Source organism: Amycolatopsis bartoniae, from assembly GCF_014191255.1.
In the GTDB taxonomy this organism is placed as follows: domain Bacteria; phylum Actinomycetota; class Actinomycetes; order Mycobacteriales; family Pseudonocardiaceae; genus Amycolatopsis_E; species Amycolatopsis_E bartoniae.
On sequence record NZ_JACHWH010000001.1, the window covers coordinates 1,438,304 to 1,454,005 of the forward strand.

Here is a 15,702-nt window from a genome sequence, read left to right on the forward strand (position 1 = left end):
TCCCAGGCCACTCGGCTCACCCTGACGCGCCCACGCATCGCCCCCGCCCCAGACCGCTCCGCTCACCCCGGCCGCACCCACACACTCCGCCGCCCCAGGCCGCACCCACGCAGCTCCGGCCGCTCGGCTCACCCGGCCGCCCCCACACATCCACTCCCCCCGGGCCGCTCCGCTCCCCCCTCGGCCGCACCCACGCCTCCACCCCGCTCCCGGCCACTCGGCTCACCAGGAGTCACACCACCAAGCCACCTGCCGCGTGCCGTCCACCGCGTACACCGCCCGCGACCAGCGGCCACAGCACCGGCGGCCGGTCGCGTTCAGCCGCGAGGCGAGCCGGGTCAGGCGGGCAGGACCGCGTACTGCCGGACGTACAGGTCGGTGTAGGTGACGGGACCGCGGGGGCCCGGCACGCGGTCCAGGTTGATGCCCGTCTCGGGAACGGCCAGCAGCTTGAAACCGTCGAGGAGGCGGGTCGGTGCGTTCCAGAAGACGCCCGTGCCCGTGTAGCCGTCGAAGAACGCCTCGGCGGCGGCAGTGTCCTCGGTCGCGATGCCCGCGGCCAGCCCGGACGTCTGCTCGTTCGCGATGCGCACGGCCTCGGCCAGGTCCGCGACCTGCGCGACCGTCACCGTGGCCTCCTTGTCGGAGTCCAGCGCCCACTCGTAACCGATCGCGTGCTCGTGCGGCGGCAGCGAGGGCGACACCTTCCGCTCCGCGAGCGCGTCCGAGATCACCGGCCACAGCCGCTCGTACACCGCCGCGTGGATCAGCAGCAGGTTCAGCCGGTTGCACACCCCGAGCCGGTCCAGGCTGCCGAACACCAGCGAGCGCACCTTGTCCGCGTCCGCCGCCTCGTCGACGTAGAGCACACCACCACCGTCGGCGTGGGCGAGGGTGCGCACGCCGTGCACGGCCGCTTCCGTGGCGAGCGCGCGCGTGCTGTCCCCGCTGCCGCGCAGGATCACCAGCGGCACGAGGCTCGGCAGCTGCACGAGCGCCGACGCCGCCTCACGTTCGACGCGCGGCACCAGCTGGACGACGTTCGAGTCGATGCCCGCCTCGGCCAGCCCGGGCGCGATCACCACGTCCAGCAGTCGCTGCGCGGAACCCAGCGCCGCCGACCCCGTCCGCAGCACCCCGGCGTTGCGCGACTTCACCAGCTGCGAGGCGACATCGACCGTGACGTTCGGCCGCGCCTCGTAGTTCGCGCCGATGACCCCCACCGGACGTCGCCGCTCCACCAGCCGCAGCCCACCGTCCAGTGTGGACACCGGAACCGAGCGCTCCTGGTGCGGCGCGCCGGCCAGCAACCGGAGCTGCTCGGCCATGCCGGTCAGCCGCTCCTCGGTGATGGTCAGGCGGTCGAGCAGCCCCGCGCTCATACCCTCCTCGCGGGCCTTCGCGACGTCGGCGCGGTTGGCTTCGAGCACCGCTTCGCGCCCCTCGAGCAGCAGGCGCGCCATCGCCGTCAGCGCGGCGTCGATCGCCTCGTCCGGTGCGGTGGCCAGCGACGGAGCCGCTGCTTTCGCCGCCCGCGCGCATTCCTCGACTGCCTTGGCCACCTCGTCCGACACAGCGCACCTTCCTTTCGCCGCTTTCGCGCGCTCCAGTGTGCCGTACGGGCAGCTCAGGACTGCAGCGCGGGCTCCAGCAGCCACGCCCCGCCGACCACGAGGCACGTGAGCGTGATCACGACCAGGATCAGCACCCACAGCACCGCGGGCACGCCAGTGAGCCGGGCGAGCTGGTCCACGTCGGAGTCGCGGGCCGCGCCGCGACGCCGTTTCGCCTGCAGCTCGAACACCGGCCGGAGACCGCCGAGCAGCAGGAACCAGGTGATGACGTACATGACCCACGCCTGGACCTCGGGTCCGGCGACCAACGCGACCACCGCGAGCCCGGCCGCGGTGAGGACGACGGAGAGCACGCCGTAGGCGTTGCGCACCATCACCAGCACGCCGAGCAGCAGCACCGCGGCGACCCCGAGCAGCACCGTGATCCGGTTCGCGGCGAGCAGCCCCGCGAACCCGAGCCCCAGCACGGCCGGGGCGGGATAGCCCGCCAGGGACGTCAGCACCATGCCCGGCCCGGTCGGACGACCGCGGGACACCGTCACTCCAGAGGTGTCGGAGTGCAGCTGAATCCCCTGCAGGCGCCGCCCGGCGAGCACCGCCACGAGTGCGTGCCCGGCCTCGTGCACGATGGTCACGAGGTTCCGCGCAAGCCGCCACGGCGCCCCGGAGAGCACCAGGAGCAGCGCGAGACCGCCCGTCACCAACGGCACCCACACCGTCGGGTCCGGTTGCGCGCCGAAGATCCCCGTCGGCGAAACGACATCGCCTGTGTCCGCGAGTTGCACGCGCGCAGCTCACCACATCGGTTGTCTACGTACTGTTACCACCCCCGTCCGTTTCACAGGTCTTGTCATTCGTTGCCCAGCTCCAGCCGCGACGCGGCGCGCCGGAGTACCGGTGGTGCTGATGCGGGGCGCCTCCGCGGCAGCATCACCATTCCCGACAGCGTGATCAGCTCATCCCGTGGTCAGGGACGAGCGAGCCGCGGTCCAGCGGTGGGCTGCCTCTGGTGCAGCCCAACCACAACGCGGCCGTCCCGTGCCGGAGATTGTCAGGACTCGGATCAGCTCGTGCGGGCCTCCCGGTGGGTGCGGAGGAGCAACGCGACCCAGCTCCGGTACGGCTTCCATTGCCCGGCCACCGCGGCCAGCTCCGCCGCTGTCGCGTCCGGCATCTTGTACAGCTCGCGCATCTCCTCGTGCAGGCGCGTCTCGTTGGCCGGGAACAGATCCGGTTGCCCGGCACCGCGGATGAGGATCAGCTCCGCCGAAAACGGCCCGATGCCCGGCAGGCGCTGGAGCCGGCGTAGGGCGTTCTCGGGGTCGAGAGCCCGCAACTCCTCCGCGTCGAGCAGTCCCTCGCTCGCCGCTCGCGCGACGGACCGCAGTCGTTCCCGCTTGATTTCCGGCAGCCCCAACGGCTCGTCGATCGACAGCAGTGCCTCGGGCGACGGGAACGAAGCGAGCTGCTGCCCCGCGACTTCCACCGGCTCGCCGTACCGTTGCGCGATCCGTCGCTTGATAGACGCGGCCTGGATCACCCGGATGCGCGCGGCGATCACCGCCCAGCAAGCGGCTTCGTACGGTGAATGGAACAGGACTGGCCGGAGCCCCGGATACCGGGCCTGCAGCCGGCCCACCACCGGATCCGCTTCACCCACTGCCGCGAACCCCTCGCCGGGCAGGTCCAGCGACAGGATCCGGCGGACCTGCCGCACCGCCTGCTCGGCCACATCTCCCCCTGCCTCAACGGAAATCGTGACAACTCCGGGCGCTCGTTGCCGGATCAGGACACCGGCATGCTGCCAGCTCCCTTCCACCGGGAACGCCAACCGCAACACGTCCGGCTCCCGTGCGGCATCGGCTCGCGCGGCCGGCGTGAACCCCTCCAGGAACCGCGCGGACGCGGCGAGCTCGAACGGACCGTCGGCGCGCAGCTCGGCGGGCCGGTGCAGGGTGCTGGTCATCGGGTACCTCCTCGGGTCGGAACTTCGATGCGCCGACCCTAACGACGACCACCGACAATTTTCGGAGTGATCGCCCGGCTGCCGCTCGCCTGGACGGTCGAGTTCTACGTCATGATCACACGACCGGTTGAAACCGCCGGCTTGTACATTGTGGACAGTTAGCACCGAGCTGAGAAATCTCAGGAAATTCTTCTCAGCTGATTTTCGGGTTACTCCACAGCTTTCTCACAACAACGCGCCCCAAGCTGAAGGCATGAGCGAGAACGACTACCGGCCGGGCCACGGAGGTGGCTACCCGCCACAGCAGAGCTATCCGTACTACGCGCAGCAGCCTGCTCCCGCCGGGCAGGTCCTCGCCCCGCCCCCGCCACGCCGGAAGGGCAGGCGGATGGCGGCGCTGGTGAGCGCGACCGCCGTCGCGGCCGCCCTGGTGGGTGGTGCCGGTGGTGCGGCGATCGTGGGTCTCGAGAGCGGCTCCACGGGAACCGCGACGGGCAACACCGCCACCGCCCAGACGGTGTCCGGCAGCACCAGCACGGACGTCAGCGCGGTCGCCGCCAAGGTACTGCCCAGCGTCGTCCAGGTGAACGTGACCACCAGTCAGGGTGAAGCCATCGGTTCCGGGGTGATCCTCAGTGCCGACGGCAAGATCCTCACCAACGCGCACGTCGTGTCCGGAGCGGTCGGCGACGTCACCATCACGCTTTCGGACGGCAGGAAGTATCAGGCGAGCGTGCTCGGCTCGGACACCACGGCCGACATCGCCGTGCTGCAGGCGCGAGGCGCCAGCGGCCTCACCGCCGCGACGCTGGGTGACTCGAGCAAGCTGCAGGTCGGCCAGGAGGTCGTCGCCATCGGCTCGCCCGGCGGACTGCAGAACACGGTCACGTCCGGCATCGTCAGCGCGCTGAACCGGCAGCTGTCCGACATCGGCACCGGTGAGGAGCAGTCGTCGCCGTTCGGGCAGACCGCCGACCGGACCAGCGATTCGCCCAGCTACACCGCCATCCAGACCGACGCGGCGATCAACCAGGGCAATTCGGGCGGCGCGCTCGTGAACATGGCGGGCGAGGTCATCGGCATCAACTCGGCGCTCTACAGCCCTTCGTCGTCGGCGGGCTCGGTCGGCATCGGCTTCGCGATCCCCATCAACGACGCGAAAACCATCGTCAGCCAGATCGAGAACGACTGACGGGACGGGGGAAGCAGCGGAACGGGCCGTGGTCGGGGCGGCCCGTTCCGCTGTGTCGGTCGTGGGCACGGGACGCGGCGCGTTAAGGTTTTTCGGTGACCGACCGTCTTGTCTGGATCGACTGCGAGATGACGGGGCTCGACCTCGCCAAGGACGCACTCATCGAAATCGCCGTGCTGGTGACCGACGCCGAGCTGAACATCCTCGGCGAAGGACTGGACCTCGTCATCCACGCGGACGACGAGCAGCTCTCCACGATGCCGGAGGTGGTCCGCGAGATGCACGCGCGATCCGGCCTCACCGAAGAGGTCCGCCGCTCCACGGTCACCCTCGAAGAGGCGGAGCAGCAGGTGCTCGCCCACGTGCGCCGGTTCGTGCCGGACCCGAGGACAGCGCCGCTCGCGGGCAACTCGATCGCCACCGACCGCGGGTTCATCGCGCGCGACATGCCGGCGCTCGACGCGCACCTGCACTACCGCATGGTCGACGTGTCGTCGGTCAAGGAGCTCGTGCGGCGCTGGTACCCCCGGGTCTACTACGCGAAGCCGGAGAAGGGCCTCGCGCACCGGGCGCTGGCGGACATCCGCGAGTCGATCGGCGAGCTGGACTACTACCGCCGGACCGCGTTCGTGCCCCAGCCCGGCCCGAGCAGCGAAGAAGCCCGCGCGGTGGCCGCTGACATGCGGCAACAGCACGGCGGGTAACCCGGTGGGCGCCCCCGGGAGCGGCACGCTACGATATCCCGGCCGAGGTTGACCGGCTTCCGGTTCCTCGCGTGGTGGGTGTAGCTCAGATGGTAGAGCACCTGGTTGTGGTCCAGGATGTCGCGGGTTCGAGTCCCGTCACTCACCCCATTGGCCCCACCGTGGTCGCCGCTGGCGCGGCTTTCCTCGGTGGGGTTCGTCATTTCACCCGGGGGGCGACCCCCCGGACCCCCACGGTGCTTGCTCCTTGCGTTGATTGGTGGGGAGCGTTGGGTGGGGACCAGCAGCCGGGGGTGTTGCGGGGCCCCTGTGTGAAGGGGGTCTGCGGGGGGTGCTAATCTTTCTTTCGTCGCCGAGGGGAACCGGAGCGGCGAGGAAAACGAGCGCCATTAGCTCAACTGGCAGAGCAGCTGACTCTTAATCAGCGGGTTCGGGGTTCGAGTCCCTGATGGCGCACAAAACCCCAGGTCAACGGCCTGGGGTTTTTTGCTTTCAAGATCACGTCCTACCGAAACCCTACTCTTTCGTCCCTGACTCCGTACCCAGCTCTTGCTGGAGCGCGTCGGCGGCGGCCGGGTTCGCGACCTTGCGACCGACGTAGACATCCTGGGTCAGCGACGGCCGTGCGTGCCCGAGCTGGTCGGCGATCTGCCGCGGGGTGAACCGGGCTTCGTCGAGGATCGTGGCGCACGTCTTGCGGAACACGTGCGAGGTGACCCAGGCGAACCCCTCGGTGCCGCGGGCGACCCGGAGGTCCCGGCGGGTGTTGCGGATCACGCCAGCCGGCGAGTGCGTCCGGGAACACGGGCACCTCGCTCCCCGGCGTCAGGTCGCAGTCCAGGGCGGCGAGACGACGGCGACGCCGGAGCATGTCTACCGCGAACGGCGGGAGCGTCCGTACGCCACTGTCGGTCTTCGGCGGGCATCCGGCGAAGACCCTCCCCACGCACCGCGTCACCGTCCATTCGATGTCGACGGTTCCGGCGTCCAGGTCGATCTCGTCCCAGGAAACGGCCAGGGCCTCCCCGATCCGAACGCCCGTGGCGAGCATGAACCGGGTCAGGTCCGGCAGGTCCTTCCGCCGCGCGGTCGTGTCCGCCTCCAGTTGCGCCGGCCACTGCGTTCGTTCGTCGCACGCTTCGCACCGTCTTCGTCGTCGATGCTCCCTGACGCTTGCGCACTGTCCTGAGTAGAGTGTCCACACGCGACCTGTTGACCTCTCACACCGGCAGCTCACCGAACGCCGGACGGACGTAGCTCCACAACTGCCGCTCGTACAGCTCCAGTGAGTTCGGCGACATCTCCCCCGCGTCCTTGTTGGTCGCCGCGGTCTCAGTGGCGTCTCTGCGTTCCATGGGGCGGGGCACGCCGTCGCCTCCTGCCGTCCAGCCGGGCGTCCACGTCGTCGGGCCGGTACCGGACACGCGGGATACGTCATGCCACGCATTTGCTCCGGTACCGCGGCCTCGTGCTCACAGTTCCCTGACCCGGAAACAGTCTGATTCTGCATGTGATCGCCACCAGAGAACTCCGCACGCTGAGAGCGACGGTGCCCCTTTCGGGCTCCGAACCCGAATACCGTCGGTGGCGTCCCGGCCACCGACGAGAGGCACCCGAGATGACTGCCCACTTGCTACCCCAGCTGCGTTCGCCGGGAAGTGACCTGACGTTCACCGATTCCGTCTACGAACAGCTTCTGCGCGATCGCATCGTGTTCCTCGGCTCCGAGGTCACCGACGAGGTCGCCAACCGCATCACCGCGCAGCTCCTGCTACTGGCGGCCGACGACCCGGAAAAGGACATCACGTTCTACATCAACTCACCGGGCGGCTCGGTCACCGCCGGCATGGCCGTCTACGACACCATGTGCCTCATCAAACCGGACGTGTCGACGTTCGGCCTCGGTTTCGTGGCGTCGATGGGCCAGTTCCTGCTCACCTCGGGCACGCCGGGAAAGCGTTTTCTGCTACCGAACACGCGCATCGTGATGCATCAGCCGTCAGCCGGTATCCATGGCCCCGCCACCGACATCGCCATCCAGGCCGAGGTCTTCGGCAAGATGAAGCGCCGAATCGCGGAGATCACCGCCCGTCAGACCGGACAGCCTGTCGAACGAATCACCGCCGACGCCGACCGGGACCGCTGGTTCGACGCCGAGGAGGCGCTGGCCTACGGATTCGTCGACCAGATCGTGGGAGGCGGTGATGTGGCTCTCAGTGCATGAGCCAGACGTGGCGACCCCGGCACGGGAGCTGGCGACGCATCGCCCAGATGACGCAGGCCGACCCCGCTGGGCACGGGCGGATGCTGGAGCAGGCGAAGCGGACGCTCCACACCGGGGAGCTGCCTGACGACGCGGTTGACTGGGAGCAGTTCCGGACCGAGCTGGGCGTCTGACCCGCCGGCGGCCTATCGCACCGAGGACGATGGCCGGGGCCGTGACGGAGCGTGGCGGCGGAAAGCCGGAGAAGGCCGCCTGACCAGCCTTCTCCGGCCGAAACCCTACTTCGCGCAGGCGTTCCTGCTGTCCGTCACCGCTCCGGTGGTCGAGTTCCAGGTGATCGAGCCGTGCTGGAAGTTCGTGCAGCGGCCGGTCGGGACGGCCGTCTCGTCGGCTGTCGGGTAGCCCAGGTACGAGCGTTCCCAGTCCAGCGCCCGCCAGCGGTCCTTGATGGCGCCGTAGATGGGGTGGGCACCGTACTGGGCCGTCCAGTAGATCGAGCCGCTGCCGGCGAAATGGTTGTACCTGCCGACACCGTCCGGCGTTCCCGTCTCGTCGATCGTCGGTGCGCCGAACAGGGAGCTGTGGATGAGGTCCATCGACAGGTACTTCGCCAGGATCTGCCCCTCCGTCTCCTTCGCCCCCGTCGCGGCGGACCAGGTCAGGCGGCCGCTCGCATAGTCGCGATACCGCAGCTCACCGTCGGCCTTCTCCTCGGCCACCGGGTCGCCCACGTGCGCGCGCATCGCGTCGTCGTTGAGCCAGCGGCGCTGGATGGCCGAAGTGGCCGGGTTCTCCCCGTGCACCCGCCAGAACGTGTCGATCTCGAACAGGTTCGCCGAGTCGAAGTTGTGCGTACCGCTCCGGTCCGCGGCGTAGAGCAGCCCGTCATAGTGGCGCAGGAACCGGCCGGGCGCACCCTTCGACTCGAGCGTCACGCCGTTCTCGTCGAGACCCGCGCGACTGCACCACGTGGCGTCGGTGCGGAACCGGTCACTGCCGTCGCTGGCCGCCGTCAACACCTTCAGGTCCTGTTGCCGGAGGTACGAACCTGGCGTGGCCACCGACTCGAACGAGTGGCAGTCCGGATCCGCCAGGCCGGGGACGACCTTCCAGGTGGCATCGACCCCGTCACCCGGTTGCGGGGCCGCCTTGCCGAAGTCGATGTAGCTCTGCTTGCCGGGCGCGCTGCGCACGTAGGCACCGCGCGAACCGACGGTGTCGGCCTGCAGCGACTGCCGCAGCACGGCGTCCTGGTACTGCCCGACGCGCAGGAACCGGTCGACGTCGTCGACCGTGCCGGCCAGTGCGATGTCCGCGGCGGCGACGAGCGTCGGGTGGACCTTGCTGTTGGCGGCCTTGGTGCGCAGCTCCTGCAGGCGCTTGCGGTCGGCCTCCGCCTTCTTCTGCAGCGCGATCTCGATGTCGCGGCGGTTGGCGGCGTAGATGCCGGAGTCGATGAACGCCTTCCAGTCGGCCGGGTTGCTGCTGCGGATGGTCCGCTCGGCGGCCGCGGACACCTCGGTACCGGGCGTCGCACGGTTCCAGATCTCGCGGATGAAGTTCTCGTCGGAGAGCACGAGCAGGCTTTCCGACGCGACGATGCCGAGCACGGCCGCCGCGTTGGCCTTGGCGTTCCGGGCCGCCAGGCGTGCCTTCTCCGCCTCGGTCGCCTGGTTGTCGGCGTCGATCGCGTCCTGCTGGTCCTGGGCGTGCGCGGTGACGATGCCGTTGAGCAGGAACTCCTTCTGCGCGGCCTCGTCCTGCCCGAACGCGGTGAGCGCGGCGGCCTTGACCTCGGGGCCGGTCGCGCGCTGCCACAGCGCGTAGACGAAGTCGCGGTAGGTCTGCACGAGCAGCTCGGGTTCGGCGATGATGCCGATCGTCGCGGCGGCGTGCTGCTTCAGCTCCCGTGCCTGCCTGGCGACTTCGGCGTCACGGATTTCGTTGGTGTTGTCGCGTTCCTTGGCCTCGTGGATACCGGTCTTGATCCACTGCGTGCACTCGAAGTCACTACCGGCGAACGCGAGTTCCGCCGAGGCGCGCACCTCGGCCCCGGTGGCCTGCCGCCACAGGGCGATCACGAAGTTGCGGTCGCTGAGCACGAGCAGGTCGTCCCCGGCGACGATCCCCAGTGCCGCGGCGGCGCGGACCTTGTCCTCCAATGTGGACTCGGGCGCGGTGGCTTGTGTGGTCACTGAAGCCGGCGCCGGAGCGGTCGCGGCCTCCGCCGGAACGCCGGCGAGCCCGGCCAGTAGAGCGACGGACGTCGCGACGACGAGGAATCCCCCAGGTCTTTTTCTCATTCCCTCTCATTTCCCCTTCGGGTCACTTCGTCGGAGCTAGTCCCCGACGATCCACAGATAGCCGCGGTCCCGTTCCACCGCTTCGAAGAGTTCGCGCAACCTGGCGATGTCCGGAGCCAGTTCGGGACGGCGCCCGAGAATGGCGGTGAACTCCTTGTCGATCCTCTTGAGCTGGAGAACGTTGAACATCGTGTCCGCGTGATCGGCGATGCCGGAGAGCACGTCGTCCGGCCCTGCCTCGGCCAGCACCCGCGTGAGGGAGACACCGGCCTCCCTTCCCACGTGGACACGCTCGTGCACCTGGTTCTCCCGGTACACCCCTAGTCCCATTTCTCGCTCCTTCCGGTTCGGCGCGCCCGGATCGTAGCCCGGGTCCGGCTAGCCGGGCGGCAGAACCGGCTTCGGAATGGGATACATCGACATGATGCCGCCGTACTTGTCCTGGACCAGCATGTACCAGTTCGTGGGCAGACCACCCGCGTCCTGGGAAAGCCTGCCGACCGGGCTCCCGTTGTCCACCAGCCGTTCGAAGTTGCCGTTCGCGTTCGGGCCGCGGCAGGGGCACGCGTTTGCCTTGTCCACCAATGCGTCGAGGTCGACACCCGCGTCGAAGACGCTCTTGTCGCTCGTGACGAGTGACCCACCGGGCATGTGCACGTCGCGTACCTTCTTCTCCGAGGCGTTGTCGAGCATCGCGTCGATGCAGTTGGTGTTGTGCACCAACACCGCGACGGAAGACGCCGAAGCCGGACCGGCGTGCACGTAATACGTGTGAACGCCTTCGACGGAGAGGTTGAAGACTTCGCGGGTCTCGGTCCACGTACGCGTGACTACGACCTCGACGTCCCGTCCTTCCGGCGTTCGCAGGTGCTGTCCCGGGTGGAGATCGCCGGCTTCGCGCCAGCGCCGCTCGTCCGTCACCCAGAACGGATGCGCCTCCGTCGCTTCGATCGTCCCGGTCGCGTCACCCGCAGCTCCGTCGACATCGACGGTCACCGCGACGAGGTACTTGACGCCGAACCCGCGGATCACCTGCAGGACGGAATGTGCTCCGGTGCGCCCGCCGGCCGGATCCGTGGCCACGACGGCGTCGCCGACCGTGATGCCGCCGATCGCTCGCCACGTCCCGTCGGCCATCAGCACCGGCGTGTCCGGCGTGAAACTGTTGCCGCCACACGCGTTCTTGAGCTTCTGCACGAGCTCGGCGGCGCCGTCGAGCAGCTTGCGCCCGGCCGCGGAACCTTCCAGGAACTTGGTGAGCCCACCCGCGATCTTCGCGATGGCGCCGCTGACCGCGGGCAGCTTCGCGACGAGCGCGAGCAGCGAACCCACGTTGACGACCGTCCACAGGCAGGCCGCGACGTCCCCTTCACCGAAACACTTTTTGGCGTCGGTGTAGCCGATCACGTCGAGCAGCACCTGCCCGCCGTTCTCGATGATCCAGTCGATCACGCTCTGCTTGGCCGAGTCGTAGGCGGCGTGGTAGTCCGCCATGCACTTGTCGACGTCACGCGTCTGTTCCCGGCAGGCCGCGAGCAGAGCTCCGTCGTCGTTGACCGACAGGTCCGGCCCCGCGTTGCCCACTTCGTCCACAGAGGACTTCTGCTCCGCCGCCTGGCGGTCTCGTTCCGCTTGCTCCGCCCGGTCCGCCGCGTGTCCCGCGTCGATCGCCGACTGCATGGCGTTCCGGGCGGCTTCGGCCGTGGCGTCGGCGTGCTGCTGAGCTTGCGTGGCCGCCGATTCCGCTGCTGTCGCGTCGGATTCCGCCCGGCCTGCCGCGTCGCGGGCGGCCGCCGCGTCGGACTCCGCAGCCGAGGCCGCGGCTCGGGCGGCTGCCGCTTCGCCCTCCGCCGCCGAGGCGGCGCGGCCCGCGATCGCCGCGTCGTTGCTCGCCTGGTTCGCCGCCGCGCGGGCCTTCACCGCGTCGTCGTGTGCCTGCGCGTCGGCCTGGGCGGCACGGGACGCGGCGGCCCGAGCCGCGGCCCCGTCGACCGCCGCGTCGGCTGCCGCCTGCTGCGCCTCCGCCGCCGACCGCGCCGCGGCCGCCGACGAGCGCGAAGCCGCCGCGGCCGCGTCGTACGCCGGTTTGACCTCGCCCGCCGCGCGGTCCGCGGCTTCCTGTGCGAGTCTCGCGGCCTCCGTCGCCTCGTCCGCCGCCCTGGCCGCGGCCGCCGCCTGCTCCGCACCGACCGCTTTCGCCTGGTTGGCCACGAGCAGCACGAAGTCGGCGCCGAGGTCGGTGTCGCCGAACGGCGCCGTGATCGTGATCGCGGTGTTCGCCGGATCAGTGATCGCCTGGGACGACGCACGGGCCGCCACCGACGCCTGCACCGCGAGACCGGCCTGCGTCGCCGCCGACACCGACTCCGCCGCGGCCGCGTCGGCCTCCGCGCGTGTCCGATCGGCCGCGCGGACCGCCTGCACGGCCTCCGACGCCGCCTGCTCGGCCAGCGCAACGGCGTTGCGGGCCGCTTCCGCCGCGCGCGCCTCCTCGAAAGTCGCGTCCGAGGCGGCCGAATCCGCGCGCAGCCGTGCCGCGTGCGTGGCCCGCGCCTCGGCCTCGGCCTGGTTCGCGGCCGCGTTCGCGCGTGCCGCCGCGGCTGCCGCCTGCTGGGCCGCGGCACGGGCCCGTGCCGCGTGCGCTCCGGCTTCGGTGGCCGCGGCACGTGCTCCCGCCGCCGCGCCCGTCGCGGTGTTCGCCGCACCTCGTGCGGCACCGGCCGCCGTGCGGGCGGTCGTCGCGTAGCCGCGCGCCTCGTTGGCCGCGTCCTGTGCCGGCTTCTCGTTCGTGCTGCCCCGGCTCGCGGCCGCCATGGCGTCCATCGCCGCCGAACGGGCGTCGGCGGCACGTTGCTCGCGCTCCGCCGCGTAGGCCCTGTCTCGTGCCTGCGCCGCGTTGCGCTCTTCGTTGCGGGCGTTGGTTTCCGCCTGCGCGGCACGACCATTGGCGTCGTCCGCGCCCTGCCTCGCCACGGACGCGATCCCGGCCTGCCGGTCGGCCTCGCCCCGTGCCGAACGCGCGACCGCCGCCTGCTGGTCCGCCCTCGCCCTGGCGGACGCGGCGGCCGACCGTTCCCGCTCGGCGGTCGCCCGGGCCGCGGCAGCCGTCGCGGCTTCACGTTCCGCGGTCAGGCGCGCGGTGCGGGTGCGCTCCGCGGCCGCCCATGCCTGCGCTTCGGCGGTTTCCGCGGCCTGGCGGGCGGCTTTCGTCCGCACCGCCGCGTCCTTCGCGGCGTCCGCCTGCACACGCGCCGCGTCGGCGATCTGCGCTGCCGCACGGGCGTGTTCCTCGGCGTGCTGACGCCACTGCTTCGCCTCTTCGGCGTGCCGCTCGGCTTCTTCCTGCGCGTTGCGCGCCTGGTCGGTGAACGCCGTCGCGTCGATCGCGTGCTGCGCGGTCTCCGACGCCGCCACCGCGGCCTGTGCCGCACTCGCCATTCCGCGGGCCATGTCGGCCCACTGCGTGCCGTACGTCAGACCCGTCTCCACGAGGACGTTCGCCTGGACCTGTGCCGTCGCGGACGCCTGTTGCGCGTCGGTCGCCGCCTGCCGCGCGTAGCCCAGCTGGCGGGCGACCTCCTCCTTGACGCCGGTGAACGCGTCCGCCGGGTGCTGCCCGCCGGCCTTGTTCGCGGCGAGGATCTGCGCCGCCTCGCGCGCCTCGGTGCCCGCCGACACCAGCGCGTTCGCCGAACGCTCCAGTGCGCGCACGCCGTTGCCGTGCGCCACCAGCAGGGCCTGCCGCGCCTGTGCCGCCCTCGCGGCCCGCTGGGCGAGCTCGGACAGCTGCTCGGCCGCGTCGTCGCGGGCCTCCTGGTCCTTCAGGTACTGCTCGCGCGCGTCGGCGTCCGCCTTCGCCGCGACGAGGTAGCCGTGGGCGAGGAACTCCGCTATCGCCGCGTCCCCGCCGTCCAGCGCGGTCTGCGCCGCCCGCTGCACCGCCGGGCCGCCCGCACCCACGAGCAGCTGGACCCGGGACCGCAGCTGCGCCAGCCTGTCCTGTTCGCCACGAGTGGCGTCGGCATCACGCTGTTGCGCGATTTCCTTGCCGTAGGCCAGGAACAGCATGCAGTCGGAGTCCGAACCGGACAGTACGCGCTCGACCTCGGCGTTGAAGTACGGGCCGCCGGTACCTCGCAGCGCCTCGATCGCCGCCCGGTCCTGGCGGGCCTGCTCCTGTTTGCGGGCGGTGGCCCGGGCCTTGGCCTCGCTGAGCCCGCGGTTGAGGAAATCCATGAGCGCCGCGTTGGTGCCCACCGCCAGCGCGGCCGCTGCCGCCTCCCGGACCTCCGGATCCTCCGCCAGCTCGGCGTTGTCGACCACGAGCTGCCGGAACCGCGGATCACCCCAGTCCGGTACGCCGGTCGAACCGTCCCACTCCCGGTACGGATCCGGCGGCATGGGCCGTGCCTCGGACGGTTCCTCCGCCGCCGCAACGGATGGCGTGGACTCCGCCAGCGCGGGCGCGGGCTGGACCAGCCCGGCGAGAACCGCGAGGACCAGCAGTGCGGACAGGCATCTTCGGACGCGCGTCAACTCGATCTCCCCAGTGTGGACGGCGAACGCGCCCACTCCGGGCGCGGGAAGAGCTTCAGGCGAGGACGCGTGCCTCGCCGTCGAGGGCCTGCTGCAGCAGCGCGGCCCAGTACTGCGCCTGCTGCGCGGCCTGCGCGCGCTCGGCGTCCCAATCGGACTGCGAGGTCTGGGCAGGACCGGTGATCGCGGCCCAGTTCGGCCCGCTCGCCGTGCTCGCCGCGGCGTACACCGCGGCCCAGTTTCCGGCCTGGCTGCCGGCCAGTTGCTGTGCCTCGTCCCAGTACGAGCGGGCCGGTGCCGTGTGGTCACCGACGGCCTGCCAGGCGCGGACCGCCGCGGCCCGGGCTTGTTCGGCGGACTCACCGCTCGCGTCGCGCGCGGCCTGTTCGGCCGACGCCGCGTCAGCGAGCAGCTGGGTGAGCGCGGCGCGCCAGCGCATCTCGTTGTCCGCGCCCTGCTGGCGGAAACCTTCGAGGTCGAGCCGGGCGCCGAACGCCCAGCCGTTGGCGAAGAAGTCCACCACGTCGTTGTCGGTCGCCCCGGTGCGCACGGCGTAGGCCGCGCTCACCCGCACCTGCGCACCCGGGTCGCCGACCGCCAGTCCGCGCACGAACTCCCGGTCGGCCTCGGCGATCGCGGCCGCCTGCTCGCCCTGCTGGGCGCGCACGGCGCTGTCGCGCAGCTTCGCGGCTTCGAAACCGCCGTTGGCGAACCGTTCGCGGTCGGCGTCGTCGCGGCTGTTCACCGCGAACTGCGCGGCCGCGTGCACCTCCGGCGAGAACTCGGCGGTGAAGGCCGCCAGCACCCGCTTGGCGAAGTCCGCGTTCCGCGTCTTCCGCTGTGCCGCGAGCTGCACCGCGTAGTCGTAACCCGAAGTCAGGAACTGGTCGATCGCGGCGTCCGGCGCGCTCGACAGCAACGCCTGCCACGCCGCGATCCGCACCGTCGACCGCGGATCGTACTGCGCCAGGTAGCGCACCCAGATCGCGTCGGCGGGAGTGGACTGGACCTGTGCGTTCTCCGCCAGTGCCGGCACCGCCGGCCCGACCGGACCGAGCACGGCGACGACCCCCAGACATGCCGCACCGAAAAGCGCGCGCTTGCGCATGAACCCCTACCCCCAGTACCGCGGGCGCATGCCGCGGTAAAGCGAACGTAAGGGATCTCCCAAGCTTTGACAAGGTGCAGACGGCGCAACCCTGA

At 70.8% G+C, this 15,702-nt stretch carries 13 protein-coding genes and 2 tRNA genes; 6 read left to right on the forward strand and 9 right to left on the reverse strand.

Annotation, left to right across the window (positions count from 1 at the left end; all coding sequences use genetic code 11):
* Nucleotides 1–338: 338 nt before the first annotated feature.
* The 3 genes from FHX82_RS06990 to FHX82_RS07000 all read right to left on the reverse strand — a co-directional run bounded on the left by FHX82_RS06990 (nt 339) and on the right by FHX82_RS07000 (nt 3,540).
* A complete protein-coding gene (locus FHX82_RS06990; protein WP_145937395.1) occupies nt 339–1,574 on the reverse strand; it encodes an aldehyde dehydrogenase family protein in 1,236 nt (411 codons plus the stop codon).
* A 53-nt stretch (nt 1,575–1,627) separates the two neighbouring features.
* Nucleotides 1,628–2,317 (reverse strand): M50 family metallopeptidase, encoded by a 690-nt coding sequence (locus FHX82_RS06995; RefSeq protein WP_229880567.1) that lies wholly within the window; start codon nt 2,315–2,317, stop codon nt 1,628–1,630.
* Between the two features lie 320 nt (nt 2,318–2,637).
* A complete protein-coding gene (locus FHX82_RS07000) occupies nt 2,638–3,540 on the reverse strand; it encodes a DNA-3-methyladenine glycosylase family protein (RefSeq protein WP_145937397.1) in 903 nt (300 codons plus the stop codon).
* Nucleotides 3,541–3,793: 253 nt separating this feature from the next.
* On the opposite strand from FHX82_RS07000, the gene FHX82_RS07005 reads away from it, so the two are divergent.
* The 4 genes from FHX82_RS07005 (at nt 3,794) to FHX82_RS07020 (ending at nt 5,892) form a co-directional block, all read left to right on the forward strand.
* Entirely contained in the window at nt 3,794–4,732 is a 939-nt protein-coding gene (locus FHX82_RS07005) for a S1C family serine protease (protein WP_145937398.1), read from the forward strand.
* Nucleotides 4,733–4,827: 95 nt separating this feature from the next.
* Entirely contained in the window at nt 4,828–5,436 is a 609-nt protein-coding gene (orn, locus tag FHX82_RS07010; RefSeq protein ID WP_145937399.1) for an oligoribonuclease, read from the forward strand.
* Nucleotides 5,437–5,510: 74 nt separating this feature from the next.
* A tRNA-His gene (locus tag FHX82_RS07015) sits at nt 5,511–5,586 on the forward strand.
* A 233-nt stretch (nt 5,587–5,819) separates the two neighbouring features.
* A tRNA-Lys gene (locus tag FHX82_RS07020) sits at nt 5,820–5,892 on the forward strand.
* 60 nt (nt 5,893–5,952) lie between these two features.
* Here the strand turns inward: FHX82_RS07020 and FHX82_RS37650 are convergent.
* On the reverse strand, nt 5,953–6,213 hold the full coding sequence (locus FHX82_RS37650; protein WP_229880516.1) for a tyrosine-type recombinase/integrase: 261 nt from the start codon (nt 6,211–6,213) through the stop codon (nt 5,953–5,955).
* Nucleotides 6,214–6,656: 443 nt separating this feature from the next.
* A complete protein-coding gene (locus FHX82_RS36830; RefSeq protein ID WP_260171886.1) occupies nt 6,657–6,791 on the reverse strand; it encodes a hypothetical protein in 135 nt (44 codons plus the stop codon).
* A gap of 263 nt (nt 6,792–7,054) precedes the next feature.
* On the opposite strand from FHX82_RS36830, the gene FHX82_RS07030 reads away from it, so the two are divergent.
* Nucleotides 7,055–7,660, forward strand: a complete 606-nt coding sequence (locus FHX82_RS07030; protein WP_145937400.1) for a ClpP family protease — start codon at nt 7,055–7,057, stop codon at nt 7,658–7,660.
* A complete protein-coding gene (locus FHX82_RS07035; protein WP_183176504.1) occupies nt 7,657–7,833 on the forward strand; it encodes a DUF6247 family protein in 177 nt (58 codons plus the stop codon). Before FHX82_RS07030 ends, FHX82_RS07035 begins: the two co-directional genes overlap by 4 nt.
* Nucleotides 7,834–7,938: 105 nt before the next feature.
* On the opposite strand, the gene FHX82_RS07040 is transcribed toward FHX82_RS07035, so the two are convergent.
* The 4 genes from FHX82_RS07040 to FHX82_RS07055 are packed head-to-tail and all read right to left on the reverse strand — an operon-like array spanning nt 7,939 to nt 15,607.
* Nucleotides 7,939–9,963 (reverse strand): AbfB domain-containing protein, encoded by a 2,025-nt coding sequence (locus tag FHX82_RS07040; protein ID WP_145937401.1) that lies wholly within the window; start codon nt 9,961–9,963, stop codon nt 7,939–7,941.
* Between the two features lie 36 nt (nt 9,964–9,999).
* Nucleotides 10,000–10,293, reverse strand: a complete 294-nt coding sequence (locus FHX82_RS07045) for a hypothetical protein (RefSeq protein WP_145937402.1) — start codon at nt 10,291–10,293, stop codon at nt 10,000–10,002.
* Between the two features lie 48 nt (nt 10,294–10,341).
* Nucleotides 10,342–14,499, reverse strand: a complete 4,158-nt coding sequence (locus FHX82_RS07050; protein ID WP_145937403.1) for a polymorphic toxin-type HINT domain-containing protein — start codon at nt 14,497–14,499, stop codon at nt 10,342–10,344.
* A 55-nt stretch (nt 14,500–14,554) separates the two neighbouring features.
* Complete coding sequence (locus tag FHX82_RS07055; protein WP_229880515.1) at nt 14,555–15,607, reverse strand: hypothetical protein; 1,053 nt, start codon at nt 15,605–15,607, stop codon at nt 14,555–14,557.
* Between the last annotated feature and the right edge of the window lie 95 nt (nt 15,608–15,702).

Coding starts and splice junctions, on each gene's coding strand:
- FHX82_RS07035 (WP_183176504.1), top strand. CDS start 7,657: ATGAGCCAGACGTGGCGACCCCGGCACGGGAGCTGGCGACGCATCGCC.
- FHX82_RS07040 (WP_145937401.1), bottom strand. CDS start 9,963: ATGAGAAAAAGACCTGGGGGATTCCTCGTCGTCGCGACGTCCGTCGCT.
- FHX82_RS07045 (WP_145937402.1), bottom strand. CDS start 10,293: ATGGGACTAGGGGTGTACCGGGAGAACCAGGTGCACGAGCGTGTCCAC.
- FHX82_RS36830 (WP_260171886.1), bottom strand. CDS start 6,791: ATGGAACGCAGAGACGCCACTGAGACCGCGGCGACCAACAAGGACGCG.
- FHX82_RS07000 (WP_145937397.1), bottom strand. CDS start 3,540: ATGACCAGCACCCTGCACCGGCCCGCCGAGCTGCGCGCCGACGGTCCG.
- FHX82_RS07055 (WP_229880515.1), bottom strand. CDS start 15,607: ATGCGCAAGCGCGCGCTTTTCGGTGCGGCATGTCTGGGGGTCGTCGCC.
- FHX82_RS07030 (WP_145937400.1), top strand. CDS start 7,055: ATGACTGCCCACTTGCTACCCCAGCTGCGTTCGCCGGGAAGTGACCTG.
- FHX82_RS07005 (WP_145937398.1), top strand. CDS start 3,794: ATGAGCGAGAACGACTACCGGCCGGGCCACGGAGGTGGCTACCCGCCA.